The sequence below is a fragment of the Streptomyces sp. SD15 genome (assembly GCF_054462255.1).
The window spans coordinates 63,998-88,660 of record NZ_JBTLMO010000021.1 but is presented as its reverse complement, the minus strand read 5'-3'; the positions used below and the strand labels follow the sequence as shown (position 1 = coordinate 88,660).

The 24,663-nt window shown below is 71.8% G+C and carries 22 protein-coding genes and 3 pseudogenes; 17 read left to right on the top strand and 8 right to left on the bottom strand.

Going from position 1 to position 24,663, the window contains the following annotated elements; all coding sequences use genetic code 11:
* Window positions 1-14 precede the first annotated feature (14 nt).
* The 5 genes and pseudogenes from ACX28W_RS21920 to ACX28W_RS21900 all read left to right on the top strand — a co-directional run.
* Window positions 15-182, top strand: a pseudogene (locus tag ACX28W_RS21920) (carboxyl transferase domain-containing protein); the annotation flags it as partial.
* Window positions 183-366: 184 nt separating this feature from the next.
* The gene (locus ACX28W_RS21915) at window positions 367-1,005 is read left to right on the top strand and encodes a ScbR family autoregulator-binding transcription factor (RefSeq protein WP_459000711.1); all 639 of its coding nucleotides are present in this window, start codon (window positions 367-369) and stop codon (window positions 1,003-1,005) included.
* Window positions 1,006-1,271: 266 nt separating this feature from the next.
* Entirely contained in the window at window positions 1,272-2,141 is an 870-nt protein-coding gene (locus tag ACX28W_RS21910) for an AfsR/SARP family transcriptional regulator (RefSeq protein WP_459000709.1), read from the top strand.
* A 4-nt stretch (window positions 2,142-2,145) separates the two neighbouring features.
* Window positions 2,146-2,409, top strand: a complete 264-nt coding sequence (locus ACX28W_RS21905) for a hypothetical protein (RefSeq protein WP_459000708.1) — start codon at window positions 2,146-2,148, stop codon at window positions 2,407-2,409.
* Entirely contained in the window at window positions 2,406-3,272 is an 867-nt protein-coding gene (locus ACX28W_RS21900) for a 4'-phosphopantetheinyl transferase family protein (protein ID WP_459000706.1), read from the top strand. The genes ACX28W_RS21905 and ACX28W_RS21900 overlap by 4 nt, the downstream gene beginning before the upstream one ends.
* A 408-nt stretch (window positions 3,273-3,680) precedes the next feature.
* Here the strand turns inward: ACX28W_RS21900 and ACX28W_RS21895 are convergent, their stop codons facing one another.
* Both ACX28W_RS21895 and ACX28W_RS21890 read right to left on the bottom strand, forming a co-directional pair.
* Window positions 3,681-4,691, bottom strand: a complete 1,011-nt coding sequence (locus ACX28W_RS21895) for an AfsR/SARP family transcriptional regulator (protein WP_459000704.1) — start codon at window positions 4,689-4,691, stop codon at window positions 3,681-3,683.
* A complete protein-coding gene (locus tag ACX28W_RS21890) occupies window positions 4,688-5,488 on the bottom strand; it encodes a thioesterase II family protein (protein ID WP_459000702.1) in 801 nt (266 codons plus the stop codon). The genes ACX28W_RS21895 and ACX28W_RS21890 overlap by 4 nt, the downstream gene beginning before the upstream one ends.
* 283 nt (window positions 5,489-5,771) lie before the next feature.
* Between ACX28W_RS21890 and ACX28W_RS21885 the strand changes: the two genes are divergently transcribed.
* The 8 genes and pseudogenes from ACX28W_RS21885 (at window position 5,772) to ACX28W_RS21850 (ending at window position 14,088) form a co-directional block, all read left to right on the top strand.
* Window positions 5,772-6,593 carry an AfsR/SARP family transcriptional regulator gene (locus tag ACX28W_RS21885; RefSeq protein WP_459000701.1) on the top strand — a complete coding sequence of 274 codons (822 nt, stop codon included), beginning with the start codon at window positions 5,772-5,774 and terminating at the stop codon, window positions 6,591-6,593.
* Between the two features lie 579 nt (window positions 6,594-7,172).
* Window positions 7,173-7,871 (top strand): hypothetical protein, encoded by a 699-nt coding sequence (locus ACX28W_RS21880; RefSeq protein ID WP_459000700.1) that lies wholly within the window; start codon window positions 7,173-7,175, stop codon window positions 7,869-7,871.
* Window positions 7,872-7,896: 25 nt separating this feature from the next.
* Window positions 7,897-8,189: pseudogene (locus ACX28W_RS21875) on the top strand (FAD-dependent monooxygenase); the annotation flags it as partial.
* Between the two features lie 342 nt (window positions 8,190-8,531).
* Window positions 8,532-9,223 (top strand): annotated as a pseudogene (locus ACX28W_RS21870) (SDR family NAD(P)-dependent oxidoreductase).
* 49 nt (window positions 9,224-9,272) lie between these two features.
* Window positions 9,273-10,229: an aromatase/cyclase gene (locus tag ACX28W_RS21865; protein ID WP_459000699.1), complete on the top strand. Its 957-nt coding sequence runs from the start codon at window positions 9,273-9,275 to the stop codon at window positions 10,227-10,229.
* Window positions 10,230-10,247: 18 nt separating this feature from the next.
* Entirely contained in the window at window positions 10,248-10,865 is a 618-nt protein-coding gene (locus tag ACX28W_RS21860; RefSeq protein ID WP_459000698.1) for a hypothetical protein, read from the top strand.
* A gap of 469 nt (window positions 10,866-11,334) precedes the next feature.
* Window positions 11,335-11,955: a helix-turn-helix transcriptional regulator gene (locus tag ACX28W_RS21855; protein WP_459000697.1), complete on the top strand. Its 621-nt coding sequence runs from the start codon at window positions 11,335-11,337 to the stop codon at window positions 11,953-11,955.
* 36 nt (window positions 11,956-11,991) lie between these two features.
* Window positions 11,992-14,088, top strand: a complete 2,097-nt coding sequence (locus ACX28W_RS21850) for a condensation domain-containing protein (protein ID WP_459000696.1) — start codon at window positions 11,992-11,994, stop codon at window positions 14,086-14,088.
* Between the two features lie 334 nt (window positions 14,089-14,422).
* On the opposite strand, the gene ACX28W_RS21845 is transcribed toward ACX28W_RS21850, so the two are convergent.
* The gene (locus tag ACX28W_RS21845) at window positions 14,423-15,172 is read right to left on the bottom strand and encodes a thioesterase II family protein (protein ID WP_459000695.1); all 750 of its coding nucleotides are present in this window, start codon (window positions 15,170-15,172) and stop codon (window positions 14,423-14,425) included.
* A gap of 419 nt (window positions 15,173-15,591) precedes the next feature.
* Between ACX28W_RS21845 and ACX28W_RS21840 the strand changes: the two genes are divergently transcribed.
* Window positions 15,592-16,053, top strand: a complete 462-nt coding sequence (locus ACX28W_RS21840) for a nuclear transport factor 2 family protein (protein ID WP_459000694.1) — start codon at window positions 15,592-15,594, stop codon at window positions 16,051-16,053.
* Between the two features lie 849 nt (window positions 16,054-16,902).
* Entirely contained in the window at window positions 16,903-17,745 is an 843-nt protein-coding gene (gene ddaH / locus ACX28W_RS21835) for a dimethylargininase (RefSeq protein WP_459000812.1), read from the top strand.
* Between the two features lie 109 nt (window positions 17,746-17,854).
* Here the strand turns inward: ddaH and ACX28W_RS21830 are convergent, their stop codons facing one another.
* Together ACX28W_RS21830 and argB are read right to left on the bottom strand one after the other, a co-directional pair.
* A complete protein-coding gene (locus ACX28W_RS21830) occupies window positions 17,855-18,484 on the bottom strand; it encodes a hypothetical protein (RefSeq protein WP_459000693.1) in 630 nt (209 codons plus the stop codon).
* A 121-nt stretch (window positions 18,485-18,605) separates the two neighbouring features.
* Window positions 18,606-19,514, bottom strand: a complete 909-nt coding sequence (gene argB, locus ACX28W_RS21825) for an acetylglutamate kinase (RefSeq protein ID WP_459000692.1) — start codon at window positions 19,512-19,514, stop codon at window positions 18,606-18,608.
* A gap of 370 nt (window positions 19,515-19,884) precedes the next feature.
* Here argB and ACX28W_RS21820 point away from each other — a divergent pair, with 370 nt between their 5' ends.
* A complete protein-coding gene (locus ACX28W_RS21820; protein WP_459000691.1) occupies window positions 19,885-20,121 on the top strand; it encodes an MbtH family protein in 237 nt (78 codons plus the stop codon).
* A 42-nt stretch (window positions 20,122-20,163) separates the two neighbouring features.
* On the opposite strand, the gene ACX28W_RS21815 is transcribed toward ACX28W_RS21820, so the two are convergent.
* Entirely contained in the window at window positions 20,164-21,519 is a 1,356-nt protein-coding gene (locus ACX28W_RS21815) for a lysine N(6)-hydroxylase/L-ornithine N(5)-oxygenase family protein (RefSeq protein ID WP_459000690.1), read from the bottom strand.
* A gap of 303 nt (window positions 21,520-21,822) precedes the next feature.
* Here ACX28W_RS21815 and ACX28W_RS21810 point away from each other — a divergent pair, with 303 nt between their 5' ends.
* Window positions 21,823-22,467, top strand: coding sequence for an FMN-binding negative transcriptional regulator (locus ACX28W_RS21810; protein WP_459000689.1), 645 nt, complete (start codon window positions 21,823-21,825; stop codon window positions 22,465-22,467).
* A 42-nt stretch (window positions 22,468-22,509) separates the two neighbouring features.
* On the opposite strand, the gene ACX28W_RS21805 is transcribed toward ACX28W_RS21810, so the two are convergent.
* Window positions 22,510-23,196, bottom strand: a complete 687-nt coding sequence (locus ACX28W_RS21805; protein ID WP_459000688.1) for an LmbU family transcriptional regulator — start codon at window positions 23,194-23,196, stop codon at window positions 22,510-22,512.
* A gap of 430 nt (window positions 23,197-23,626) precedes the next feature.
* On the bottom strand, window positions 23,627-24,625 hold the full coding sequence (locus ACX28W_RS21800) for an AfsR/SARP family transcriptional regulator (protein ID WP_459000687.1): 999 nt from the start codon (window positions 24,623-24,625) through the stop codon (window positions 23,627-23,629).
* Window positions 24,626-24,663: the final 38 nt, after the last annotated feature.

The following is a 24,663-nucleotide window of genomic DNA, read 5'->3' as shown; positions in this document are numbered from 1 at the left end:
AACCCCTCGGCCTTGGCCAGGTCGTCGGCATCGTCGCCAATCAGCCGCAGAGCTTCCTCCCGGGCGTCGACCAGGAGCACGACGGCATCATCCGGCAGGGCGCCGGGCTGCTGTGCGCGTATGGCAACGCGACGGTGCCGAGGATCTCGCTCATCCTGCGCCCGGCGTACGGAGGCGCGTACGGCGAGCTCATGTACCCGTGCTCCGCGGGGTCCTCATCCGCTCCCTCGCGATGCTCCGTACCAAGCATGCCGACCTGCCCTACGGCCGGCAGCACGGCAACCCCCCACAGTAAGCCGCCGTTCAGGAACGAACCCGAGGGCCGGCCGGTGACGCCACCGGCCGGCCCCAGTCAGGAGAACCGTCATGGTGAAGCAGGAGCGTGCCGCGCGCACGCGGCAGGCTTTGGTACGAGCAGCCGCCGAGGTGTTCGCGCAAGACGGTTTCGTTCTGGCGTCGCTCAACTCCATCAGCAAGAAGGCCGGGGTGAGCAACGGCGCGCTGCACTTCCACTTCGAGAGCAAGCAGGCCCTGGCCCGCGCTGTGGAGGACGAGGCGGCCGCCGTTTTCCGCACCATCGCCGGGCCGGCCCAGGCCGACGGGCCGAATCCGCTGCAGCGGCTCATCGACGCCACCCACGCCCTGATGGGACGGCTGGACCAGGACGTCGTGGTCCGGGCCGGTTTCGAGCTGGGCAACGGCTCGCCGCGCCGGGACGACGCCGTGGACCTGCGCGGAGAGTGGCAGGACTGGGTCGAGGAGGTGCTCAGGGACGCAGAGCGCGAGGGCGTGCTCGCCGAGGGCGTGTCTGCGGCCGATGCCTCGGTCACCGTGGTGGCGGCGACAGTGGGCTTCGAGCTGCTCGGTGCGGACGACCGTACGTGGATGTCCGCGGCCACGCTCGTGCAGTTCTGGGACCTGCTGCTGCCCCGGCTGGCGTCGGCCGATGCCCTCGGCCGACTGGTGTCCGGCGGGACGCCGATCACAGTGTCCGGCCGGACGTAAACAGCGCGCCTGGTCTGTCAAGGGTCCCGTCTTGCTTGACTCAGGGTTGAATCTCCCCGGGTTTCACCTCCGAAGCGGTCGCCCTGTCGCGGCGTCCATGCTGCAGATCCTGCTGTTTTGCCTGGTCAGGTGCATCTGTCTGGGCTTTAGGGTCAGTCTAGGAGGAATAAATAAAACAGCTTGGACGGTTTGATATTGACAGACTGCCCGTGCTGTTTTTTACTTGGGCAGTGCCAGACACCGCACATGGATGAGGGGGAGACGGCGTGGACATCGACGTACTGGGCGCACTGGACGCCAAGGAGAACGGGGTCTCGATCGCCCCCACCGCACCGAAGCCTCGACAGGTCCTCGCCCTTCTGGCGCTCCACGCCGACCAGGTGGTGCCGGTCTCCGGGCTGATCGAGGAGCTGTGGGGAGGCAAACCGCCGCGCAGCGCCCGCACCACCCTGCAGACGTATGTACTGCAGCTGCGCGAACTCATCACCGTCGCGCTGGAGAAGGACACTCCCGCCGAGGATGGGCTGCCGCGCAGCGCCAAGGACGTGCTGGTGACCTCACCCGGCGGCTATCTGCTCGTCACCGGCGGCGGCACCAGCGACGTACGCGAGTTCGAGCGGCTCGCGGGCACCGGCTACCGGGCCCTGGACGCGGGGGACTTCCCCGGCGCCGCCCGCAAACTGCGGGAGGCCCTGAGCCTGTGGACCGGCGCCGCCTTCGCCGACGTACAGACGGGCGCACAGCTGCAGATGGAGGCCAAACGGCTGGACGAGAGCCGGCTGTGCGCCCTCGACCAGCGCATCGAGGCCGACTTGCGGCTCGGCCGGCACCGCGAACTGCTCGCCGAACTCACCGTGCTGACCAGCCGTTACCGCACCCATGAGAATCTGCACGCCCAGTTCATGCTGGCCCTGCACCGCTCGGGCCGGCGCAGTGAGGCGCTCGACGTCTACCACCGGCTGCGCGGCACCCTCGTGCGGGACCTCGGCCTGGAGCCCTCGGCACGGCTGCGCCGGCTGCAGCAGTCGATCCTGATGGCCGTGTCCGAGACCCCGCTGTCCATGGACCACCAGACGCCCGCGGCAACCCAGCTGCCCCCCGCCGGATCTGGCAGGGGCCGTATGGCGCAGGTGTGAACCGATGACGGGCTGTCGGCAGCGGCTGGGCAGCCCACCCCTTCTCGACGACCTGCCAAGGACCCGCGACCACCTGACCGCCCTGTGGCACGGCCACCGCTTCGAGCAACTGACCCGGCTGTGGCCGGCCGGCGTCGACGTCACGCGCGTCGCGATCCCGGCTGGTCCCGTGGTGCCGTTGCCCACGAGCGCGCGGCAGCCCCGGTCGCTGTGGCTCGGCCGGGACGGCGCGGCCAGGACGGGCACGGCTTCGGAGTGGACGCGATGACGATCACCGCACAGGACCGGGACCGGGACCGGGCCGCGCCCGCACCGGTGAGGCTGTGGATCTGCGCCAACGACGACCTCGCTCCCGCCATCGCCGGGGTGCTCGCCACGCATTGGCTCGATGAGCACGAACAGGAGGTCGCAGGCAGGTTCCTGTTCGAACGCGACCGTCACCAGTACCTGGTCGCGCACACCCTGGTGCGGCGTGCGCTCGCGCTGGAGACCGGACTGGCCGAGGCCGAACTCGCCATCTTGCGCTCCTCACGGGGGCGGCCCTTTCTGCGGCCGCCCGACGGCGGACTGCCCCGGGGCGGGCCGGAACTCGACTTCAACCTCTCCCACGCCAACGGCTACAACCTGCTCGGAGTGATGCGCGGGCAGCGCATCGGCGTGGACGTCGAGCGACTCGGCCGGGACGCGCACGCCCTCGACACCATCGAGGAGATGTTCGCCCCCGAGGAACAGGAGTGGGTGGCCAGGGCCGCGCCGGGACATGCGCGCGACCGGCGCGTGCTGCGACTGTGGACGCTGAAGGAGGCCTACTCCAAGGCGCGCGGCCTCGGACTCGGCCTGCCTTTCGACAAGTTCGCCTTCGACCTGGCCGAGGACCGCGGTGTGAAGGGGTTCCGGCCGCCCGCGGACGACCTGGCCGGGCGGTGGCGGTTCGTCGAGCTGGAGCCCGTCCCCGATGTACTGGTCGCCGTCGCCGTGCAGGCCGCCGACGGGCAGGACCCGGTGCTCCAGCTGCACCACGGATTTCCCTGGGGCAGGGCCGCACCGCACCGGATCGCGCTGCCCGAGCCCCTCGTCGGCACCCCGACGGCCGGGCGACCGCACGCTGAACGGGGACTGGGACCTGTCTGACCATTCCCGTCCGCCTCACGACGCCACGCACGCTCCCCACCGCCTTGAGAGCGTGGGTGGTGCCCCCACTCGCCGCACCAGGCGCAAACCCGAGTACGACCAGTACGAGGGACTACGCCCGGTACGCCGAGGGCACGCTCCCCACTCTCGGCTTCGCTCGAGCAGGGGGACCCTCCACGACGTCGCGAGGCCGCCCTCCGGGCGACGCCGCGGAGATCCATCAGAAGCCTCCTAGGCCCTGTCGTCACATTCCCGCCTGCCTCGCGGCGCCATGCACGTACTCTCGCCGCACCGGGCACAGACCCACGTACAACCAGTACGAGGGCCTGCGCCCGGCACGCCGAGAGCACGCACCTGACGCCGCGAGGCCCGCCCTCCGGGCGGACAACGGGAATTTGACGACAGGACCTAGCGGCGAGGGGACGGGGCGAGCCGGCCGGCGGCGTGGTGGCCGGCCCTCAGGGCCTCGAAACGGCGGGTCAGTTCGCGCAGTTCGTACGACAGCTCCTCCAGCCGCCTGCCGATGCGTTCCATCTCGGCCGCCCTCAGGGTCGGGTCGCCGTACGCCATGTCCTCCGCGTAGTCCGAGTCATCGCCGTACCCCTCGTACCCCTCGGAACCCTGCTTCCCTACGGGGAACGGCGGCGGGGGCGGGCCGTGACGCAGCAGGGCCTCGCGGCGGCCGCGCAGGGACGGTCCGGGGTCGACACCGAGTTCGGTCGCGAGCCGCCGGCGCACCCGCTCGTAGACCGCGAGGGCTTCGGAGCGGCGGTCGGCGCGGTGCAGGGCCACCATCAACAGGTCGGAGAAACGTTCCCGCAAAGGGTGTTCCTCCGCCAGCCGTTCCAGCTCGCCGGTGATGCCGTCGGGGCGTGCCGAACGCAGCCTCGCCTCGTAGAACGCCTCCAGCACCAGCAGCCGCTGCTCCTCCAGCCGGTCGGCCTCCGCCGCGCAGATCGGGCCGCCCCGGCAGTCCGCGAGCGCCGGGCCCCGCCACAGGGACAGCGCGCGGTCCAGGAGCGCGGCGGCACGGTCGGGGTCGGAGGCGGCTGCGGCGCGTCCCTCGGTGGACAGCCGGCGGAAGTGCTCGGCGTCGGTGGTCGCTTCGCCGAGCCGCAGCAGATATCCCGTGGGTTCGGTCACGATCGCCTCGCGGCCCGCCGGGCCGCCCGGTGGCCCGAGCAGCCTGCGCAGCCGGGCGACATGCGCCTGTACGGCGTTGGCCGCGCTGCGCGGCGGGTCGGCGCCCCACAGTTCGTCGGCGAGCCGTTCGACGGAGACGGTGTGCCCGGCCTCGACGACCAGCGTGGCCAGCAGGGCCCGCTGCTTGGCGCCGGGTGGCACGACACGCGACCCGGTGCGCGGGTGATGCACCTCCACCGGGCCCAGGAGCCGCAACTCGGTACCCGCCCCGATCACCGGGCACCCGCGACCGCGGCCCGGGCCCGCAGCGCGGTGTGCACGTCGGCGGTGACCTGGGCGGCCAGGGCGTCGAGGTCGTCCTGGAAGTAGAAGTGGCCGCCGGGGAAGACACGCAGACCGAGGAAGTGTTCGGTGCGGTCGGCCCACGGGGCGATCCGCGCGGGGGGCGCCGCCCGGTCGCCGGCACCCGCGAAGGCGGAGAGCGCGACCGGCAGCGGGGTGGCGGCCGGTGCCGTGCGCAAGCCGCGTAGCACGGCGAGGTCGGCGCGGATCGCCGGCGCGAAGACCGTCCACAGGCACGGGTCCGCGAGCACCCGTGCGGGGGTGCCGCCGAGCGCGCCCAGCCGGTGGCGCAATTCGTCGTCGGACAGGGCGTTGTCGAGCACTGGGGCCGTCTCGTCGCCCGGTTGCGGGGCGCTGAAGGCGGAGATTCCCAGCCACACCGGCGGAGTCAGTCCTTCCGCCAGAAGCCGGCGGGTCAGCTCGTACGCCACGAGGGATCCCATGCTGTGGCCGAAGAAAGCGAACGGGGTGCGGTCGTCGGTGATTTCCGGGGTGAGCCGGTCGAGGAAATGGGCGACGAGGGTCTCGCCGTCGGTGAGTGGCGGTGTGTCCAGCAGCGCCCCGTGACCCGGTGCGTCCAGCGCCCGCACGCGCCAGTCGGGCGGAAAGTGGTCCGGCCAGTCCCGAAACATCAGACTCCAGCCTCCCGCGTGCGGGAACACGAAGAGCCGCAGCCCACCGCCTGTGCCGGGCTCCTGCGGGCCGCCCCGTTCAGGGCCGGTGAATTCCATCGCGCCTCCGTCCGAGCAGCGGTATCCCGAATGTGCGTCGGAATACATCGAACGATATCTGCGTGATCGCCGAAGGAGCGGAATCAGGAGTTCACTCCGAGCATTTGTGCAAGCGTTCTTTAGCGGCTCAACCATCCTTGGCAATACCGCACTTGGAGGCCTGCTAGAGGGCCGCTACAGAACTTCGCTTGCTGGAAAAGGGCCCGGCTAGCGTGACTCGCGGCACAGATTTCTGGCCACCGAAAGGAACTGGACAGAGAGCTCGACCACTACGGAGGAAACCGTGAGGATTCAGGTTCTGGGTCCGTTGAGTGCCGAGGTCAACGGGGGATCGATCGTTCCTACGGCGGCCAAGCCGCGGCAGATTCTGTCGCTGATGGCGCTCTACCCGGGGCGGGTCATGCCCGTTCCGATGCTCATGGAGGAGATCTGGGGGACCGCGCCGCCGCAGAGCGCGCTCACCACCCTGCAGACGTACATCCTCCAGCTGCGCAGGAGGCTGGGTACCGCGATGGGCCCGAGCTCTCCCGGCAGCGCCAAGGAAGTGCTGGCCACCCGGCACGGCGGGTATCTGCTGCAGATCCCCGAGAACTGTGTCGACGTGCACGAGTACGAGCGTCTCGCGCGGGAGGGGCAGGTCGCCTTCGAGGCGGGGGACAACGAGGTGTCGGCGCAGCGGTTGCGGGCGGCCCTCGACCTGTGGACGGGGTCGGCCCTGGTCGACGTACGTGTCGGCCCGGTCCTGGAGATCGAGGTCAGGCGGCTGGAGGAGAGCCGGTTGGCCAGCGTGGAGCGGCGCATCGACGCCGACCTCAGACTCGGCCGGCACACCGAACTCATCGCCGAACTCACCGACCTGACGGCACGTCACCCCCAGCATGAGGGTCTGCACGCGCAGGTCATGGTGGCGCTGTACCGGTCCGGGCGGCAGGCCGGGGCGCTCGAGGCCTACCGCAAGCTGCGGATGCGGCTGATCGACGAGCTCGGTGTGGAGCCCTCGCCGCAGTTGCAGCGGCTGCACCAGGCCATGCTCGCCGTCGACCCGCAGCTGGACGTGGTAGCGGGAGCGCGGCGCACCTCGACCTTCGACCTCTTCGCCGCCTGACGCCCACCCTCGCGACGACCCCACCGACGCGGGTGCGGGGGACCGACGGTTTCGCGCCACGCGGGCCGCGCGCGGCGTGGCGCCGGGCGGACCGGTTCCTTCCGGCCCGCCGTCCACGACGCTCCTTCGCCCCGTCCCCGTTCCGGACGAGCCCGACGGGTCCTCAAGCGCTTCTCCAGGCCGGTCGGTGAGCCTCGATGGGAGGAACGCCTCGGCCAGGGCGACACGGGGTCCGCCGCAGGAGGTCGCGCATGCCCGACGACCGTCCGTGACGCTCCACTGCTGCGCGCACGCTCGGTGCCGGCGTGCGCTGCTTCCACCGCCGACCGGCCCTCGCCGACCCCGGCACCGAGATCGTCCCGCCGGCACTGCCCGGGCGGGAGAGCCGACGGCGCGAGCCCCGGGTCACCGGCCGCGCCCGACTTCTCGCCGGCTTCCTCGACCTGTTCCGAGGAGGCCGTCGACGCGGCGGAGAACGCGGCGGAGACACCGTGCCGGTGCCTGGACCTCGTCAACGAGCCGCTCGCGGCGCGGGCGGCGGTCCGAGCCGTGGGCCGGTCCCCGTGGCAGGACACCACCGTGCACACCGATGTGCCGCCCGTCGGCGCGCGCCCCGCGCGCCCGCTGCTGCGCTTTGGGGTCCGCGTCACCCTCGCGGAGCGCGGCACCTTCTTCCGCCGTGACTTCCCCGTCGACCACCGGCGGCTGCCTGCGCTCCACTACCGGCTGCCGCAGCCGCACCTGCTGGAGGAACTCCTCCCCGCGTGCGGGCCGTTGCCCGGCCTCGCCTACCCGGCCTCCTGCGGGAGCGCACCGAGCGTTGGCCGAATGCGCTGCCCGGGGGCGGGGAAACGAGCGGGTGGTCCGGTTTCACCGGTTCTCCAATGTCCCTCCACCTCCGGGCGCGACCCTGACCCGGCGAGTGTCCCCGACGACACGAAAGGCCCGGCCGTGCGCCTGATCCTGACGGATCCCCTGAGCGAGACCCTGCACTCCCTCCTGGCACGTCACACCGTGCAGGAGCGCAACAAGGAACTCGCCCTCGCCCTGGTCGAGTCGGCCAACCGGGGCGAACCCTGCCCCCTCACCGCCCCCTTCGCCCCCGACCGCCCGCTGCTGGCCTGCGACAGCGTCCTCGCCGACGGCGACCACGTCGCCCTGCGCCTGACCGCGACGACCGAGGCGGCGGTGTGGTGTCTGCTCGCGGAGTTCCGCTTCGACGGCGAGGGCCGCATCGTCGAGCACCACGCAGCGCCCCTGCCGGCGGCCGCCCGCTAACGGTCCCCTACGCGCGCGAAGGACACTGGCGGCTCCTCGCGCCTCACCCGGCGCCCAGGGCGCCGACGTGGCGGCGGAACGCTTCTTTGAGAAGGTGAGCGCCGGCCTCGGCACGCCCCTCGCCGTCGGCGAACCCGAGTGGACGTCCGTGTCCACCTTCCAGCAGCGCACGGTGCCCCGCGTGCACGACGGCCGCGTCTTCGTCGCCGGCGACGCCGCCCACGTCACGGCCCGGCCTCCGTGCAGGGCATGAACACCGGCATCCAGGCGGCGTGGACTCTCGCCCGGAATCTCGCCGAGGTCGCCCGCGGCCACGCCGGCCGCGGACTGCTCGACACCTACGACGAGGAACGGGTGCCCATCGGCCGGGCCCTGCTCGGCTCGACCCGCACGGTCACCTTCCTCGTGCAGTTCAAGAACCTCCTCGCCACCGCCGCGCTGCCGGTCGTCTTCACCGTCGTAGGCAATGTGCCGCCACTGCGGCGCGCCATCCAGCGCAAGGTGCTCGGTGCCATGTCCGGACTGCGGACTCCGTCTGACCGGCGAGACATGGGAGGGCCGCGGCGTCCGCCGGGCGGCGGCTCTCCAGGGTTCCTCGTCCGCCTCTCCAGCGGGCCGGGACAGGGTGTTGAGCACCGTCACCGGACAGGAGGCCCAGCGATGACGACAGCGACGCAGCCGAAGCCCGTGGCCCCGGTCACCGGGGGCACCAGCGGCATCGGCCTGGCCGTCGCCCGCGAGCTCGGGCAGCGCGGCCACCGCGTCTTCCTGTGCGCGCGCACCGAGGAGGTCGAGCAGACCGTCGAGGACCTGCGCGCCGAAGCCCTGGAAGTGGAGGGAGCGGCCGCCGACGTCCGCTCCGCCGACTCGCTCGCCGCCCTGGTGCGCACGGCCGTCGACACGTTCGGTCCGATCACCGTGCTGGTCAACAACGCCGGCCGCAGCGGCGGCGGCCCCACCGCGGGCATCAGCGACGAGCTGTGGCACGACGTCATCGACACCAACCTCACCCGCGTCTTCCTGTTCACCCGCGAGGTCCTCAACCACGGCGGCATCACCGGCGATCCCAGCGGCCGGATCATCAACATCGCTTCCACGGCGGGCAAGCAGGGCGTCGTCCTCGGCGCCCCCTGCACCGCCTCCAAGCACGCCGTCGTCGGCCGGCAGGGCTACGCGGCCGCCTACGGCACGACGACCGAGCAGGTGCAGGAGCAGTTCGAGGCGAAGATCCCACTCGGCCGCTACCCACCCCGGAGGAGGTCGCGGGCCTCGTCGGCCATCTGACGAGCCGCCAGGCCGCGTCCATCACCGCGCAGGCGCTCAACGTCTGCGGCGGACTGGGCAACCACTGAGCCGACCCGAGCCGTCATCGGGCCGTACACGGAGAGGGTGCAAGGACACATGGCCGCCGAGCGAGTGCACACCACAGTGCACGGCGTGGACGTCGCCGCCCCCGCCGATGTGGTCTACGGCCTGATCGCCGACGCCACGCGCTGGCCCTGGTACTTCTCGTCCAACGTCCACGTCGAACAGCTGGATTTCGACGGCCGCAGCGAGCGGCTGCGGATGTGGGCCACCGCCGACGGACAGGTCAGGTCCTGGACCTCCAGCCGGCAGCTGTCCCCGCAGGACCGCCGGATCACCTTCCGCCAGGATCCGCCGGCCGCTCCCGTCGAGAGCATGCTCGGCACCTGGACCGTCGAGGAGGTTGATGCCCGGCACAGCCGGCTGACGCTGCTGTGCGACTTCACCGTCGAGGGCGACGACCCGGCCGGTGTGGCGTGGGTGGAGAAGGCGGTGGACTCCAACAGCCGTACGGAACTGGGCAACCTGAGCCGGATCGCCGAGCAGTGGAGCCGCCTCGATGAACTGATCCTGGTCTTCGAGGACTCGGTCCGGGTCAGGGGCGGCGCCGAACTGGTCTACGACTTCCTGTATTGGGTGGCGGACTGGCCCGAGCGGGTTCCGCACGTGTCCCGGCTCGACGTCACCGAGGACGAGCCGGGCGTCCAGATGGTGTCCATGGACACCACGACGGCGGACGGCTCGACCCACACCACCGAGTCGGTCCGCGTGTGCTTCCCGCACGCCGGCCGCATCGTCTACAAGCAGACGGTCACGCCCGACCTGCTGACGGCCCACACCGGTGAGTGGTCCGTCGTTCCGGACGAGACCGGCGTCACGGTCACCGCGCAGCACAGCGTCGTGCTGCGCGAGGAGAACGTCGAAGCCGTCCTCGGCCCGGGTGCGACCGTCGCCGACGCCCGCCGCCATGTGCGCGAGTCGCTCGGCCGCCACAGCCTGGCCACCCTCGAACTGGCCAAGCGTCACGCCGGGTCCGCGGTCCGCATGCTGTGAGAGGCGGTCCGCGTGCCCGTGTCCAGGACGACCCACAAGGCCCCGCGGACGCCCGTGCCGCACGGCGGGCCCGGGCCGGCCGTGCTGTTCCCCGACCGGCAGGGCCGGCCGCTCACCCTGTGCCGTGCCCTGTACGGGACGTTCCCGGTCTTCCGCGCCACGTTCGACACCGTGTGCCGCGCGCTGGACGACGTATGGCCACTGCCGCTCGCCGCGGTGGTGTTCGCGCCGCAGGACGGCCTGGACACGCGGCTGTTCGCGGCGCCGGAGTACGGCCGGAGCGCGCTGCTCACCTACCAGGTGACGCTGTACCGGCTGTGGGAGGACCGGGGGTGCGGCCGTGGCCGGCGACGGCGTGGGCGAACTCGCCGCCGGCCACGTCTCTCGGGCACACTGACCCTGCGCGCAGCGGCACGCGGGATCGTCCGCCCGTCCGCCACGGCCCCGCCCCGGGCGGAACACCGGCTCCGCTCGGCCGGCCACACCCACCTCCTCGCATGCGGCCCGCACGGCCCCGCCGAGGACATCCCCGTCACGGTCGGCGACACGAGAGCCGTACTCACCGCCCGCACCCGCCTGCACCGCCCGACACCCGCCACCGACCTTCCGCCCACGGTCCGGTGCCCCGACCACTGAACCGCTCCGGCTCCTCCTCCCGCACGGCCCCGGCCTCTCCCACGCGCCACCCGAACGGAGCAGTCCGCCGCCATGCTGCGGCTGTGGACCCTCAAGGAGGCCCACACCCAGGCCATCGGCCACGGACTGCGCCTGCCCTTCACCGAGTTCGGCTTCGGCGCCGGCAGCCCCGAGCTCCTCGCCCCCGACGGCCGCCCAGCCGCCCGCGGCGCGTGGGCCTTCGGCACCGGGTCCACGCTCGGCCGTTACCTGGGCGGCATCGCGTGCCACGACTGCGGACTCGACCCCTCCCGGGACACCCGGGTGCAGACCATGCTCGACGACGGCTTCCTTCGGCGCGGTCGCCGAACCCGTCGCGTGGGACCAGCAGTCAGAACCGCTCGCGGAACACTGGGGAAGCGCCGGAGAAAGCGGGGAGACGCCGTGCGCGCCCACTACCGTGACCGGTGTCGAGTGGGAGGAGGCAGCCATGGACGAGCGGCACGCCACCCTGCTCGAAGGCCGTCCGGGCATCTGCGTCACCGGCGAGTCCACCCCCGGCCCGGATGCCGCGGCCGCCCTGCGCGCCCGCCGCCCGCACGTGCTCATGGCGCACAGCCCGCTGCCCGCCGACCGCGCCCGCGATCTGGCCCGCGCCGTCGGCGACGGCGTCCGGCCGCTGACCATGGGCGAGCCCGCTCCCGGCCCCTCCGGCCCGGCTCACGGCCCGCTGCCCGCCACCGCCGGCCGGCCGGCCTCCGCCGTCGTCCTGGCGGCCGCGGGCTGCACCTTCGTCCACGAGACGGCGCAGCCGCCGCACCGCACCGCCGCCTCACGGGAGTCCCCGGTCTCCCACGTCAGCCCCGACCAGCTCACCGAGCGCGAGTGCGAAGTGCTCGAACTGCTCGCCCGGGGCCTGTCCGACGGCGAGATCGCCGCCCAGCTCTGCCTCTCCGCACACACGGTCAAGAGTGACGTGCGGAATCTGCCGCACAAGCCGCGCCTGCGTAACCGGTCCACGCGGCGGCCTACCCGTTCGAGACCGGCCCGCGCCATTCCTGCCGACCCGTGTCAGCGCCGTGTCAGCGGCACGTGGCGCGGCCTTCCATGATCGAAGGTCCGTGAGTCAGGAGAGGAGGAGAAACCGATGCCGATGGATCGCTCCCAGGCACCGACCATGACCGTGGTCCTCGACCCCGGACACCACACCCAGGAGTCCCGGCCGGTGCTGGAGCTGCGGGGCCGGCTCGACATAGCCCTGTTCCGGGCCGCGCTCGACCGGATCGCCGCCGACCATCCCACGCCGTTCACCGACCAACTCCGGCTGCACCGGCACGGACCCGACCACCACAGCCTCGAACTCCCCTCCCCGGCCGGCGATCCGGCGCCCTACCCGGCCGGACTCCTCGCCGACCTGATCACCAGCACCCCGGTGGCGGCACCCGACCCCGCGTCCGTCGCCGACGGCGAAGGAGTCCGGCCGAGCGTGTACGGGCCGCTGCCGCAGACCTTCTCCGTGACCCCGTTGCAGCGCGAGCTGCTCGCCGACGCGAGCACCGGACCGGACCACCAGGTCGAGCAGCTCGCCTGGCGGTGGCACGGGCCGCTGGACACCGGCCGGTTCACCGCGTCCTGGCGGGCGGTGTTCGCCTGCGAGACCGTCCTCAGGTCCGCGTTCGTCTGGGACCCGCACCCCCGCGCCGTCCTGTTCGACCACTGCGAACCCGACGTGGCCCACCACGCGCACGGCACCTTCGCCGACCGCGAGCACCTCCTGACCGCCGAGCGCTCCCGCGGCTTCGACCTGCGCCGCCCCGGCCTGCTGCACGTCGCCCTTCTCGACAGGCCGCCCGTCCGCTCCTTCGACGAGGAGCCGTACACCGACGTGGTGCTCACCTACCACCGCGCGCTCCTCGACGGCTGGAGCGTGCGCGTCCTGGTCCGCGAGTTCTACCGCGCCTACCTCGCGGGCGGCATCCTGCCCGGCGGCGAACGCCGCCCCGACCTGCGCGACTACACCCGCTGGCTGGACCGTCAGGACCCCGCGCCCGCCCAGGACTTCTGGCGCCGTACCGCCTCCGTCACCGCCCCCGCCCCGCTGCCGCGTGCCGCCCCGGGCGAACGCACCGGCCACGACGGCGCCGGACGCAGCCGCACCCGGCTCTCCCGGGCCGAGACGACCCGGCTCGTACACTGGGCGGCCCGCTGGGGCGCCACCGAGTCCAGCGCCCTGCACACCGTGTGGGCGATGCTGCTGTACCGGGCCTCCGGCACGCTGCGCGGGCCCGTCCGGGTCGGCTTCGGTGTCTCCTTCTCGGGCCGCGGCAGCTTGCTGGAGGACATCGAGCGGATCCCGGGCCCACTCGCCAACCCGCTTCCGCTGACCGTCGAGGTCGACCCGGCGGACACGGTGGCGCGGCTGCTGCGCACCCTGCGGGACCGCGTGCTGGACATGGCCGCCCACGAGTGGACGCCGGCCGGCCGCATCCAGGAGTGGCTCGGCCGGGGCGGCGCCGAACCCGCCGAGACCCTGCTGGCCTTCGAGCACACCCCGCGCCGCGACGACCGGCTCACCGGCGCGCTCGCGGCGCACGGCGTACACGTCGAGCACCCGGTCCCCACCGCGGCCCGTACCGCGAGCGCGCTGGGCGTCGTCGCCCACCACGACGGGCAGGGCGGCCTGGTGCTGTCCGCGGTCCACGACCGCGAACGCCTGGAGGACGACAAGACGCAGGCCATGCTCATGCAGAGCGCCCGGCTGCTGCGCCGGCTGCCCTACACGGTGCGGGAGCCGACGACCACCGTCGCCGACGTGATCGGCCCGCTCAGCGGCGCGGAGATGCCCCGGGTGCACGACCGCGGCAGGCCCGAGAGCCTGCTCGTCCCGCTGCGCGCGGCGGCCCTGCCCGGCAGGGCCACGATCTGCCTCATCGCCGCTCCGGGCGCGCCCGACGCCTGGTGCCGCGGCCTTGTGCGGTGCTACGACGGCCCCGAGGCGCTGTACGTCCTGCGGGCGTCGGCGGACGTGCCCCGCGGCGGCGCGGCCGCGCTCGGCCCGGTCGTCGGCCCAGGCAGCCGCCTGGTGCTGGGCGGCTTCTCCGGCGCGGGCGCCATCGCGTACGAGATCGCCCGCCACTTCGCGGCGGCGGGCCGCACACCGCCGCTGGTGGTGCTCGGCAGCGGCGAGGACGACGACGGAGCGCGGGAGCTGGCCCGGGCGCTCAGGCAGGCGGCGGCGGGCTGACGTAGGGGATCCCGGACGCCACGGACGAACCGCTGCGCGCCGCCGCCGACGCCCCCTCACTCGACGACTGCATCCCGCGGGCCGTGCGCCGGCAGTTGCCCCTCGACGCCGCCCGCAAGCTCGCCGCGCTCACGCCCCTCGACCTTGAGGGCGAGGGCGACGCCCTGTGACACTGCGCAGGAGACGACCACGATACGGAAACCCGCAGCTCGGACCTGGTCGTCGAACCGGCCGGCGAACGCCGGCTCTGCCCGCGTGGACGACCAGGGCGGTGAGCAGCCGGAACCCGGTCACTCGCCGCGTACCGGAGCCGGTGCTGCGAGGTCGAGGACGGTCATCGGGCCACCGCGGAGGGCACCTGGGCCAGGGCGCGGCGCACGTCGTCCTGGATCAGCCCGGCGACCTCCGGGAGCCGGCCTTGGAAGTAGAAGTGGCCGCCGTCGAAGAGACGCAGGCCCATGAAGTGCTCTGAGGCGGCCGCCCAGCCGCCCAGGCGGTGCGGTGGCGCCACGTGGTCCTGGGTGCCGCCGAACACCGAAAGGGGTACCGGCAGCGGCGCGGTGAGGGGCTTCGTGCGCCAGGTCTCGCTGATGCGCAGGTCCGCGCGGATGGTCGGCGCGAACAGCTCCCACAGCCCCTGGTGGTCGAGGACCGAGGGCGCCGTACCGCCCATCGCCACCAGCTCCCGGCGCAGTTCCGCGTCGGACAGCAGGTGCCGTCGCGTACCGTCCCCGTCGGGGTGCAGCGTGCCGCGTGCGGACAAGCCGAGCCAGACCGGCGGAGTGCGGCCCACATCGATGAGCCGACGAGTCAGTTCGTATGCGACGAGCCCACCCAGGCTGTGCCCGAAGAACGCGAAGCGGCCCGTCAGCCGGCTGTCCAGCTCGTGCAGGAAGTACTCGACAAGGGCACCCGCGTTCATCAGCGCGGGACGTCCGTCGCGTGGGCCGCGGCCCGGTGCGTCGGGGGTCTGCACATCCCAGCCGGCCGGGAAGTGGGACGGCCAGTCGCGGTACGTCAGATGTGAACCACCGGAGTGGTGGAACACGAACAGGCGCAGTTCCGGCACTTCCACCTTCTGCATGTCCACTCCATCGACGGGACCCTCCGGCGTCCGGCCCTGTGAGCAGCGGTCCCGGACCGGGGCAGGAAGGTCGGACGACCGCCGCGTCCCGGCCGCGGCGGCCGCTCGCACGAGTGGGCTTTGCACCGCTCGGCACGCATTCTCACAACCGCTTGTGGAGGACCGCTCGAGAGCGGATCCAGCGATGCGGGTGGCGGCCGAGAACAGGTCCGGCGTGCCAGGACCGAGCCCGCCACTCGATACGCCGGCTGACATCCGCGGCGGCCTCCGTCGGCGGGAGCGCTTGAGGAGCATTCAAAGGATGCTCGATCCGAGCCTCAAAGACTGTCCGTACCGAGTTCGGATTCCCTGGGGTGTCCCGGGAACCCTCGGTGTCCCTCACCACCCCAAGGACACGGACGGAATCGGGGGCTGAGATCTTGACCGTCGAGCTGGTGGGCGCCGCCGAACGCACGCTCCGGAGCCAGAAGTTCGCCGCCCTGTACACGGAGGTGCAGCAGTTCTACGCGCACCAGATGCAGATCCTGGACGCGCACGACACCGAGCGCTGGGCGGGCACCTTCACCGAGGACGCCGTCTTCGAACTGCCTTCCCTGTCCGAGCCGGTGCGTGGCCGCGCCGGGCTCGCCCACTACGTGCGCGCCGGCGCGGAACGGCAGCGGCGGGCCGGCAGCCGCCTCAACCACTGGGTCGGCAAGCTCGACGTACAGCCCCACGCGGACGGGTCGCTGCGTACCCGCTGCTCGGCCCTGGTGTACGTCACGCCGAGCGGAGGCGGTTGCAAGGTCCTGTACGTGTGCGTCATGGAGGACGTCCTGGTCCGCACCCGCGGCGAGTGGCGCACCGCGCACCGCCGGGTGACCCGCGACGATCTGGCCTGAGCACGTGGGATCCCAGGACCGCGCCAGAGTTTTGTGGATGGTCTTCTCCCTGCTCGAGCCGCCTACGAACGGGTGTCGGCGAGCCGGATCCACGCCTGGGCCCGCCGACCGCGCCGCCCGCGGACACCGAGCCGCCGCGGACTCTCGGTGCCCGCACCGCTCTCCCGGTCACGCTGATGACCCACCACGACGAGGGCGGAACAGCGGGACGACCATGACCTGGGAGAGGCGGCGTGAGGTGGAACACCGCTGCAGCCGAGCTCGAGGTTCCGCACAGCGAAGAGACCCGGGGCCGCCCCTTGCCTAGAGTGGGCCGTGCACATCCCCTCCCTGTCCGCGCCCGCCCGCCGTCACCCCGACGAGGGCGGGCGCGTCGACGTACGGGGGAAGTCTTCGCGCACCGGACGACCGGTCCCGCGCCGCACGCCTCCCTGTGAAAGCCGGTGAGCCACTTGGAAGAACGCTTGAACGCGGATGGGGGGATCGGGGTGCGGAAGGTGTGCCGGACTAGGATGGAGGCAGTCAACTGCCCTGTGGCATAGGGGAGTTGGGGCTGCTGGGGAAAGCCGTGCGGAGAGCCTGGACCTGTCGCGGACCCTCCCCGCCCGGCCCCGCCCCGTCCTGCCCCGCGGCACGCCGCCCCCTGCCCGATGCCCGCCCTCGACCCGGATGCCCACGGTCCGATGCGCAGCCACCGCTGCCCCGGCACCCCACGGGCCCCGGGCGAGCGGCCTGATCGAGGTCTGACGACGGCCCGTTCGCGGGCCGAGCGGCCGGCGCCGCACACCCCGCCGCGCCGAGCACGCATCCCTCTCTCACGAAGAACACAAGGAGGAACCCGCCATGCCCATGAACGGCGCCGCAGTCGACGAACGGGCACCCCGGGCGGAACGGAAGGCCGTTGCGCACCGTCTGCTCATGTGCCGCCCGCAGTACTTCGACGTGACCTACAGCATCAACCCGTGGATGAACCCGGAGAAGCCGACGGACGCCGAGACGGCCCTGCTCCAGTGGGAGCAGCTGCGGGAGCTGTACCTCTCGCTCGGGCACACGGTCGAGGTGGTCGAGCCGATCGAAGGCCTCCCGGACATGGTGTTCGCCGCCAACGGCGCCACCGTGGTGGACGGCAAGGTCCTCGGCGCCCGGTTCCGGCACCGGGAGCGGACCGCGGAGGGGCCGGCCTACCTCGACTGGTTCGCGCGGAACGGCTTCCACGAGCTGCTGTGGCCGGAGCACATCAACGAGGGCGAGGGCGACTACCTGCGCGTGGGACGCCGGATGCTGGCCGGCACCGGCTTCCGGACCGACTCCCGCTCGCACGCGGAGGCCCAGGAGTTCTTCGGCATCCCCGTGACGGGCCTGACCCTGGTCGACCCGAACTTCTACCACCTGGACACCGCGCTCTCGGTGCTCTCGTCGGACGAGGTCATGTACTACCCGGCGGCCTTCAGCCCGGGCAGCCGGGCGGTGCTGCGGGAGATGTTCCCGGACGCGGTCCTCGCCTCGGACCAGGACGCCGCGGTGTTCGGCCTCAACGCCTTCTGCGACGGGCTCAACGTGCTGCTGCCCCAGGCGGCCACCGGGCTCATCGCACAGCTGAAGGAGCGGGGCTTCAACCCGATCGGAGTGAGCCTGGGGGAGCTGCTCAAGGCGGGCGGCAGCGTCAAGTGCTGCACCCTCGCGCTGTCGTGACACGGCGCCCCCGCGGCCACCGCCGTCCGGTGCTCCGGGACATCGGGCCGGCGGTGGCCCCGCGCACTCACGGGCGGCCGACGGGGCAGGCGACGGTCCCGCCCGGAGCTCAGGGCAGGCCGGTGAACGCGGCGAAGACGTCGTCCAGTTCGTGTGTGTGAACGGTGAGCGACTCGGCCGTGACCGCTGCCGCGTCGAGGACCGCGAGCACGGCCCGCAGGGTCTCGATGCCGGCGTCGCCGCGGATCCGGAGGGTGAGCGTCGCGGGGTCGCTCCACGCGTCGCCGAGGCCCGGGCCCGATCCGGCGCCGAAGGCGGCGCCGGCACGTTCGAGCGCGATCGCATCGGCGAACCGCAGGCGGATGAGACCGTCGGGCGGATCGTTCCGGGGCGCCGGCCGGCACTCGGGATCGCCGGACTCGGGACGGCCGGGGAGCGACGCGTCGGCTTCGGCCAGGGCGCTCAGCAGCACGAGCCGGGCCTCGGGCGAGAGGGAGACGGCGAGACGGCGGGCGAGTGCGCGGGCCTCGTCCCCGTCCGCTTCGGCTGCGACGGCCAGCTCGTGGCCGAGGGCCGCCAGCTGCGGCGTGAGATCCGCCGCGTGCGTCAGGCGGCCCGAGTCCAGCGGATGCCGGATGAAGTCGGCCGGTCCTCGGGCATGTTGATCCGCCGGACCGGATGACGGCATGGCGTGGACGCGGCCCTCGGCCGAGGGAGGAGCCCAGGGGGTGTGTGTCACGGGCGCTGCCCTCGCCTTCGCTCGAGTGTCGCCGTTCGGGTGCCGGTGAGCCGGGATCGGCCGCTGCGGGGCCATGCCGAGCCGATGGTTCGCCGTTGCCGTCGCTGTTGCCGCTGCTCGTTCACGGCAGGATCTCCACCTCGTCCGGGTCCGGCACGATCACCGTGCCGACCCCGTCGTCGGTGAACATCTCGAGGAGGACCGAGTGCGGGATCCGTCCGTCGATCACCCGGGCCGCGCCCACGCCGCCTCGCACGGCGTGCAGGCAACCGGTCATCTTGGGCACCATGCCGTCGCTCAGCTCCGGCAGAAGCTTCTCCAGCTCGCAGGCCGTGAGCCGCTGGATGACCTCCTCACTGTGCGGCCAGCCCGCGTACAGACCCGCGACGTCCGTCAGCATGACGAGCGCCTCGGCGCGCAGCGCGGTCGCGAGCGCCGCCGCCACGGTGTCGGCGTTGACGTTGTAGACCAGGCCGTCCTCGGCGCTGCGGGCGAGCGGCGAGACCACCGGGATCCGGCCGTCCGCCAGCAGACTGTCCAGGGCACCGGTGTCCACGTCGGTGATGTCGCCGACCCTGCCGACGTCCACCGGCTCCCCGTCGATCCACGGCATGTGCCGCACCGCGGTGAGGGTGCCCGCGTCCTCGCCGGTCATGCCGACGGCCAGAGGACCGAAGCGGTTGATCAGCCCGACCAGCTCGCGCTGCACCTGGCCGGCGAGGACCATCCGCACCACGTCCATCGCGGGCGGCGAGGTGACGCGGAGCCCGGCCTTGAACTCGCGCTCCAGGCCGCGCCGCGCGAGCTCGGCATCGATCTGGGGGCCTCCTCCGTGCACCACCACGGGCCGCAGCCCGGCGTAGCGCAGGAAGACGACGTCGCGGGCGAAGGCCGCCGTGAGGTCCTCGTCGACCATGGCGTGTCCGCCCAGTTTGATGACGACCGTTCGGCCCTGGTGGCGGGCCAGCCACGGCAGGGCGTCGCCGATGGACCGGGCCTTGACCTGGGCTGGGTGCACGCTGACGGTCATGAGAGCGCACGCCGGGGGACGAGGCCGCCGACCGGGCAGTTGGTGCTCATGGGCACGACTCCTTCTGTGGAGGACGCCGGCCACGGGCCGGGCCCGATGACCGGTGGACATGCGCTTGAGTTCGGCACGAAAACACTTGGCTCTGATGCGGGCTCTTGGGAAGGTGAATACCTGTCGGCCCGAGCTGTGATTGCGCCGAAATCATCGCGCGCGGACGCGGGCCGACGGAAGTCGATTCCCGTCAACTCGCTTGAAATGGCCGACTGCTTCTCCTGCTTGAATATGTTCTGCCAATTCCATCCCACTGATGGATGATGATTCACTCTCCGCTCGAAAGTGAATCGTGGCCGGCTCGAAGTGGAGTGGATTGATGAGCAGCAACCCGTTCGACGACCTGGGCGGCCGGTTCTACGTTGTGGTGAACAACGAGCAGCAGCACTCGCTGTGGCCCTCGTTCGCCGAGGTTCCCGCCGGTTGGCGCATCGTGTTCGGCGAGGAGAGCCGCGACATGTGCCTCGCTTACGTGGAGGAGCACTGGACCGACCTGCGGCCGCGGAGCCTGCGGGACGCGATGGACGTCGGCACGGCCGCCGCCGACGCCGCGTGAGGTGACCGGGCGCACCCCGGAACTGCCGTGGGGTGGGCCGCATCAGACGGCCGACGGCGCTTCCGCCACGGGGCGGGCACGCTCAAGCTCCCGCTCGGTGCGCCGCAGCACGATCGAATCGGCGATCTCGCCGCTGCGTACCGCGATGTTCGACAGCAGCGACGACGACAGGCCGTGGCTGTGCTCGGTGCCGCCCTGGAGATAGACGCCGCAGGTCAGTCCCGATGCGGGGACGAGGCGGTAGTCGCGTTCCACCCGGTGCCTGCCCGCCGCGTCGCGCTGGAAGTGCTGGTCGAAGTCGCCGAGCAGGTGGGCCGGGTCCAGGCCGTCGTAGCCGCTGGCGAACACCAGCGCGTCGACGGCCAGTTCCTCCGTCCGGTCGTCGAGCAGCGAGCGCAGGACCACCCGCGTTCCACTCCCGAGGCGTTTGACCTCGTCGACCCGGGTGAGGTTGCGGAAGTGCAGCCGTCGGCTGCCGCGCACCTCCTCGTCGTACGAACGCTGGTACAGCGCCCGGATGACGTCGGCGTCGACCACCGAGTAGTTGGTGTTGCGGTGGTAGCGCCAGAACGCGTCCTGCGCCCGCTCGGCGCCGAAGTAGTACTCGTCGACCGCGCCGGGGTCGAACACCTGGTTGGCGAAGGGGGTGTCGTCGGCGACGGAGTAGCCGTAGGACGGGATGATCGCGGAGACCTGGGCGTGCGGCAGCGAGTCGTGGAGGAACCGGGTGATCTCGGCCGCGCTCTGGCCGGCGCCGACCACCGCCACACTCTTGAGGTCGTCCGGGGCCTGTGCGTCGAACCTGCTCAGGAACTCCGAGCTGTGCCACACCCGTTCGCCGGCCGTCACACCCTCCGGCAGGCGCGGCACCAGGCCCGTCGAGATGGCCACGTTGCGTGCGGTGACCACGCTGATGGTGCCGTCGCTGCCGCGCACCTCGATCTCGAGGAGGTCGGGCGTCCGGTCCCCGGCCTCGTCGGCGCAGGGCCGTATCGAGGTGACCTCGGCGCCGTAGGTGACCTGGTCGCGGAGGCCGGCGGCCGCCCACTCCAGGTACTGGTGGAATTCCTGCCGGGTCGGGAAGAAGTCCTGGTTGTTCACGAACTGCACCAGCCGGTTCGAGGCGTGCAGATACGAGATGAAGCTGAACCGGGACATCGGATTCCTGAAGGTCGCCAGGTCCTTGAGGAATGAAATCTGCATGGTCGTCGACGGCAGCAGCATGTTCCGGTGCCAGCCGAACGTGGGCTGCCGCTCGAAGAAATGGGACGTGACCGGATGCTGCGGAGCGCTCGCCCCGTGCTCCTCCAAGGCGATTGCGAGCGACAGGTTGGACGGGCCGAACCCGATACCGACCAGGTCGTAGATCTCTTGGTTGCGCCTGCCCGTTATGCCCATAGAAAATTCTCCCGCTTTGCGTCTGGAAAAATCGGCCGGTGGCCCGAGAGACCGTTCTGCAGTGTGCTGCGGAGAGCGTCTCAAAGGCAACTCGAAGACGACATGAAGAACGTTCGAGACCTTCTATCGAGGTGCTCGACATCCGGAAGCGTTGTCCTGTTGACGGGACGGAGATATGGTCGGCGCGGATTCTCAGAATCTCCCCATGGCGCGGCCGACGGCGTATGTGCCCGGAGTGATGCGATCAGTCATGACCTGAGCCGCAGCCATGCCCTGAGCCAATTTCCGAAAGGGTGAATCCGGATGTTTGTGCCCAGCTTTTACCGCGAACCGGAAAGTTCGTGGATGGTGAACCTGATCCGCGATAATCCGTTGGCGCTCGCGGTGGCGAACGGCGGCCCCGAGAGGGGGCCGTTCGCCACGCATCTGCCGGTCATCTTCGACCCCGAAACGTCCGGCGACTGGTCCGGCGAGCTGCCGGGGGCCACGCTGCTCGGGCACCTGAACCGGGCGAATCCGCACTGGGCGGCGCTGGAGACGGGCAGTGTCCAGGTGCTGACGTTCACCGGTCCGCATTCCTATGTGTCGCCCACGGTGTACGAGGTGACGCCGGCCGCCCCGACCTGGAACTTCACGGCGGTGCACGTCCGCGGCGTGGTGGAGAAGATCGACTCGATGGAGGAGACGCTGGGCGTGGTGCAGTCCACCGTGCGCGCCTTCGAGGGGGCGTTCGGCAACGGCTGGGACATGACCGAGTCGCTCGACTACTTCCGCAAGATCGCGCCCGCCGTGGGGGCCTTCCGGTTCACGGTGACCGGGGCCGAGGGCATGTTCAAGCTCAGCCAGGAGCAACCGGGCGACGTGCGCGACCGGGTACGGGAGTCGTTCGGGCAGAGCGCGTGCACATACAAGCGCGAGACCGCCAGGCTGATGAGCCGGCTGCCGTGACGTGCCGGAGGCCTCGGCGCCGGAGGCCTCGGCGCCGGGGACTCAGGCGCCGATGGCCACCGGCCGGGCCCGCTCGGCGATGCCCCCGGGCCGCGCGTTCTCCTCGGAAACGCCCGCGACCGACGCGGCCAGGCCCTTGATGCCCTTGAGTTCGGAGATCTCCCCCCGCTCCTCCGGCTTGCCGAGGTCCTCCAGGGCGTTCGTGGCCGCGCTGTCCAGCGTGGTCATCACCCACTGCTCGAAATCGACACCCAGTTGCTCCGCAGCCTTGTGCCACCACTGAAGACGGCTGCCGGGAACCTCCAGGCGGCGGCTCGGCTCGGTGGGAGTGGGCGGCTCCTGCTCGCTCTGGCGCGCGGCGCGGAGGGCGCCGCGCAGCTGCTTGGTGGTCCACTGCCGCTGCTCGGCGCGGTCGAGCCAGAAGTCCTGTTCCTCGACCGGCATGGAGGCCAGCTCGGCATGGTGCTGGAAGCTCAGGGCGGGCCGGCGCCGAGTCAGGTCGAAGCGTCGTGAGACCCACGCGTAGTTGCGCAGGGTCTGGTACGAGAGGCCGACGGCGCGTATCCCGCGCTGGTACCGGTCGGTGTAGTGGTCCTTGCCGTATACGAGCCAGTCGCCCAGCCACCAGGAGGACGAGTCGAGGACGCCGGCGAGCTGGCGCCCGGACCGCTCCCACTCGTCGTAGGCCATCCCGGTCGGCATCTGCAGGCCCACCTTGGTCGTCAGCACCTGGCCCCGGTCCGGCGCGGCCCCCGCGGTGCGCGATTGCCGTGGCGGGGGCTGAGGGAGGGCGGTTGTCGGGCCGCCATGCGACTCCGAGGTTCGACCGGCCTGACGCGCCATCATGCCTCCATGAGAAGGGTGCATATAACCAGCCAGAAGTCTCGCGGGGCGGGCTGAAGCGGCGCCGGAGTGGCGCTCGAACGGTTGCACGGCGAACGTCTTTGTGGCATGGCGCCGAACGTCCGGTGGCATCCTCGGTGAGCTCCAGACGGCCGGGTACGTGATCGTCCAGGTGACAGCCCGGGGGAGTTATCCCGTCGACGGGACTTCGCTGCCGTCCTGCCGTTGCGCTGCCCAGTACGCGGGTCATGCTCCGCCTTGCGATGCACCGCACCATGCTCCGCGGCCTGATCCGAGGTGATCCAAACGACACCCCCTAGCCGACCGCCACCTGCTGTGCCGTGCTCGCCGTCAACTCGTTGAAGCGGCACACCAGTCGATGCTGCTCCTGCTGCAGCTGCTCGATGCGGCGGTGCAGGCTGGCTATCTCCTCGTCGAGGGGGAGTACCGCGTCGTCGGCCGTCGCGTTCGCCTCCGCGGGCGCCGCCTCGGCCTGAGACGGGCTGGTCGCGAGGGGGCCCGCCGCCAGGGCGAGGGCCGGGTCGTGGTGGAGGATCCGCTCTCTCAGGCCGCGCAGGGCGGGGCTTGGCTCGACGCCGAGTTCGTGCACCATGACGTTGCGCGCCCGGGCGTACACGCCGAGCGCCTCCGCCGGCCGGCCGCAGCGGTAGAAGGCGACCATCAGCAGGTCGTGGAACCTCTCCCGCATGGGGTGATCGATGGTGAGCTCCATCAGCTCGCCGGTGATCTCGCCGTGGCGCCCGGTGCGCAGATACGCGTCGTACATCATCTCCAGAGCCGTCAGGCGGTGTTCCTCGAGATGGGCCGCCTCAACCGCGCAGATGTCGCCGAGCACGCTCCCCTCCAGAGCCGGGCCGCGCCACAACGACAGGGCCCGGCGCAGCAGTTCACTCGCCTGCCCGGGGTCATTGAACAGGACCCGCCGGCCCTGGGCGGTCAGGTGCTGGAAGCGCGCGGCGTCCGTTTCGACGGGAGCGAGCTGCAGGGTGTAGCCGTGCGAGGTGGTCACGATCCACGGGCGCTGTGCGCGCTGTGCGTGCTGTTCGACGGGCCGGCTCTGCGGGCCGGCCAGCAGCCGGCGCAGCCGGGTCACGTGGAGCTGGAGCGCGTTCGCCGCGTTGGCGGGAGGGTGTTCGCCCCACAGCTCGTCGATGAGCCGGTGCGCGGAGACGTTGTGCCCGGCCCTCACCACCAGCGCCCCCAGCAGCGCACGCTGCTTGGCACCCGTGGGAAGGATCCGCAGACCCGTCTGCTCGTCCTTGACCTCCACGAGACCGAGAATGCGGAACTGCATCTCTTCACCTCACACAGGCTGGCATCTCAGTCGCTTGC

Coding starts and splice junctions, on each gene's coding strand:
- ACX28W_RS21915 (WP_459000711.1), top strand. CDS start 367: ATGGTGAAGCAGGAGCGTGCCGCGCGCACGCGGCAGGCTTTGGTACGA.
- ACX28W_RS21905 (WP_459000708.1), top strand. CDS start 2,146: ATGACGGGCTGTCGGCAGCGGCTGGGCAGCCCACCCCTTCTCGACGAC.
- ACX28W_RS21900 (WP_459000706.1), top strand. CDS start 2,406: ATGACGATCACCGCACAGGACCGGGACCGGGACCGGGCCGCGCCCGCA.
- ACX28W_RS21890 (WP_459000702.1), bottom strand. CDS start 5,488: ATGGAATTCACCGGCCCTGAACGGGGCGGCCCGCAGGAGCCCGGCACA.
- ACX28W_RS21865 (WP_459000699.1), top strand. CDS start 9,273: ATGGCCGCCGAGCGAGTGCACACCACAGTGCACGGCGTGGACGTCGCC.
- ACX28W_RS21855 (WP_459000697.1), top strand. CDS start 11,335: ATGGACGAGCGGCACGCCACCCTGCTCGAAGGCCGTCCGGGCATCTGC.
- ACX28W_RS21850 (WP_459000696.1), top strand. CDS start 11,992: ATGCCGATGGATCGCTCCCAGGCACCGACCATGACCGTGGTCCTCGAC.
- ACX28W_RS21845 (WP_459000695.1), bottom strand. CDS start 15,172: ATGCAGAAGGTGGAAGTGCCGGAACTGCGCCTGTTCGTGTTCCACCAC.
- ddaH (WP_459000812.1), top strand. CDS start 16,903: ATGAACGGCGCCGCAGTCGACGAACGGGCACCCCGGGCGGAACGGAAG.
- argB (WP_459000692.1), bottom strand. CDS start 19,514: ATGACCGTCAGCGTGCACCCAGCCCAGGTCAAGGCCCGGTCCATCGGC.
- ACX28W_RS21820 (WP_459000691.1), top strand. CDS start 19,885: ATGAGCAGCAACCCGTTCGACGACCTGGGCGGCCGGTTCTACGTTGTG.
- ACX28W_RS21815 (WP_459000690.1), bottom strand. CDS start 21,519: ATGGGCATAACGGGCAGGCGCAACCAAGAGATCTACGACCTGGTCGGT.
- ACX28W_RS21810 (WP_459000689.1), top strand. CDS start 21,823: ATGTTTGTGCCCAGCTTTTACCGCGAACCGGAAAGTTCGTGGATGGTG.
- ACX28W_RS21800 (WP_459000687.1), bottom strand. CDS start 24,625: ATGCAGTTCCGCATTCTCGGTCTCGTGGAGGTCAAGGACGAGCAGACG.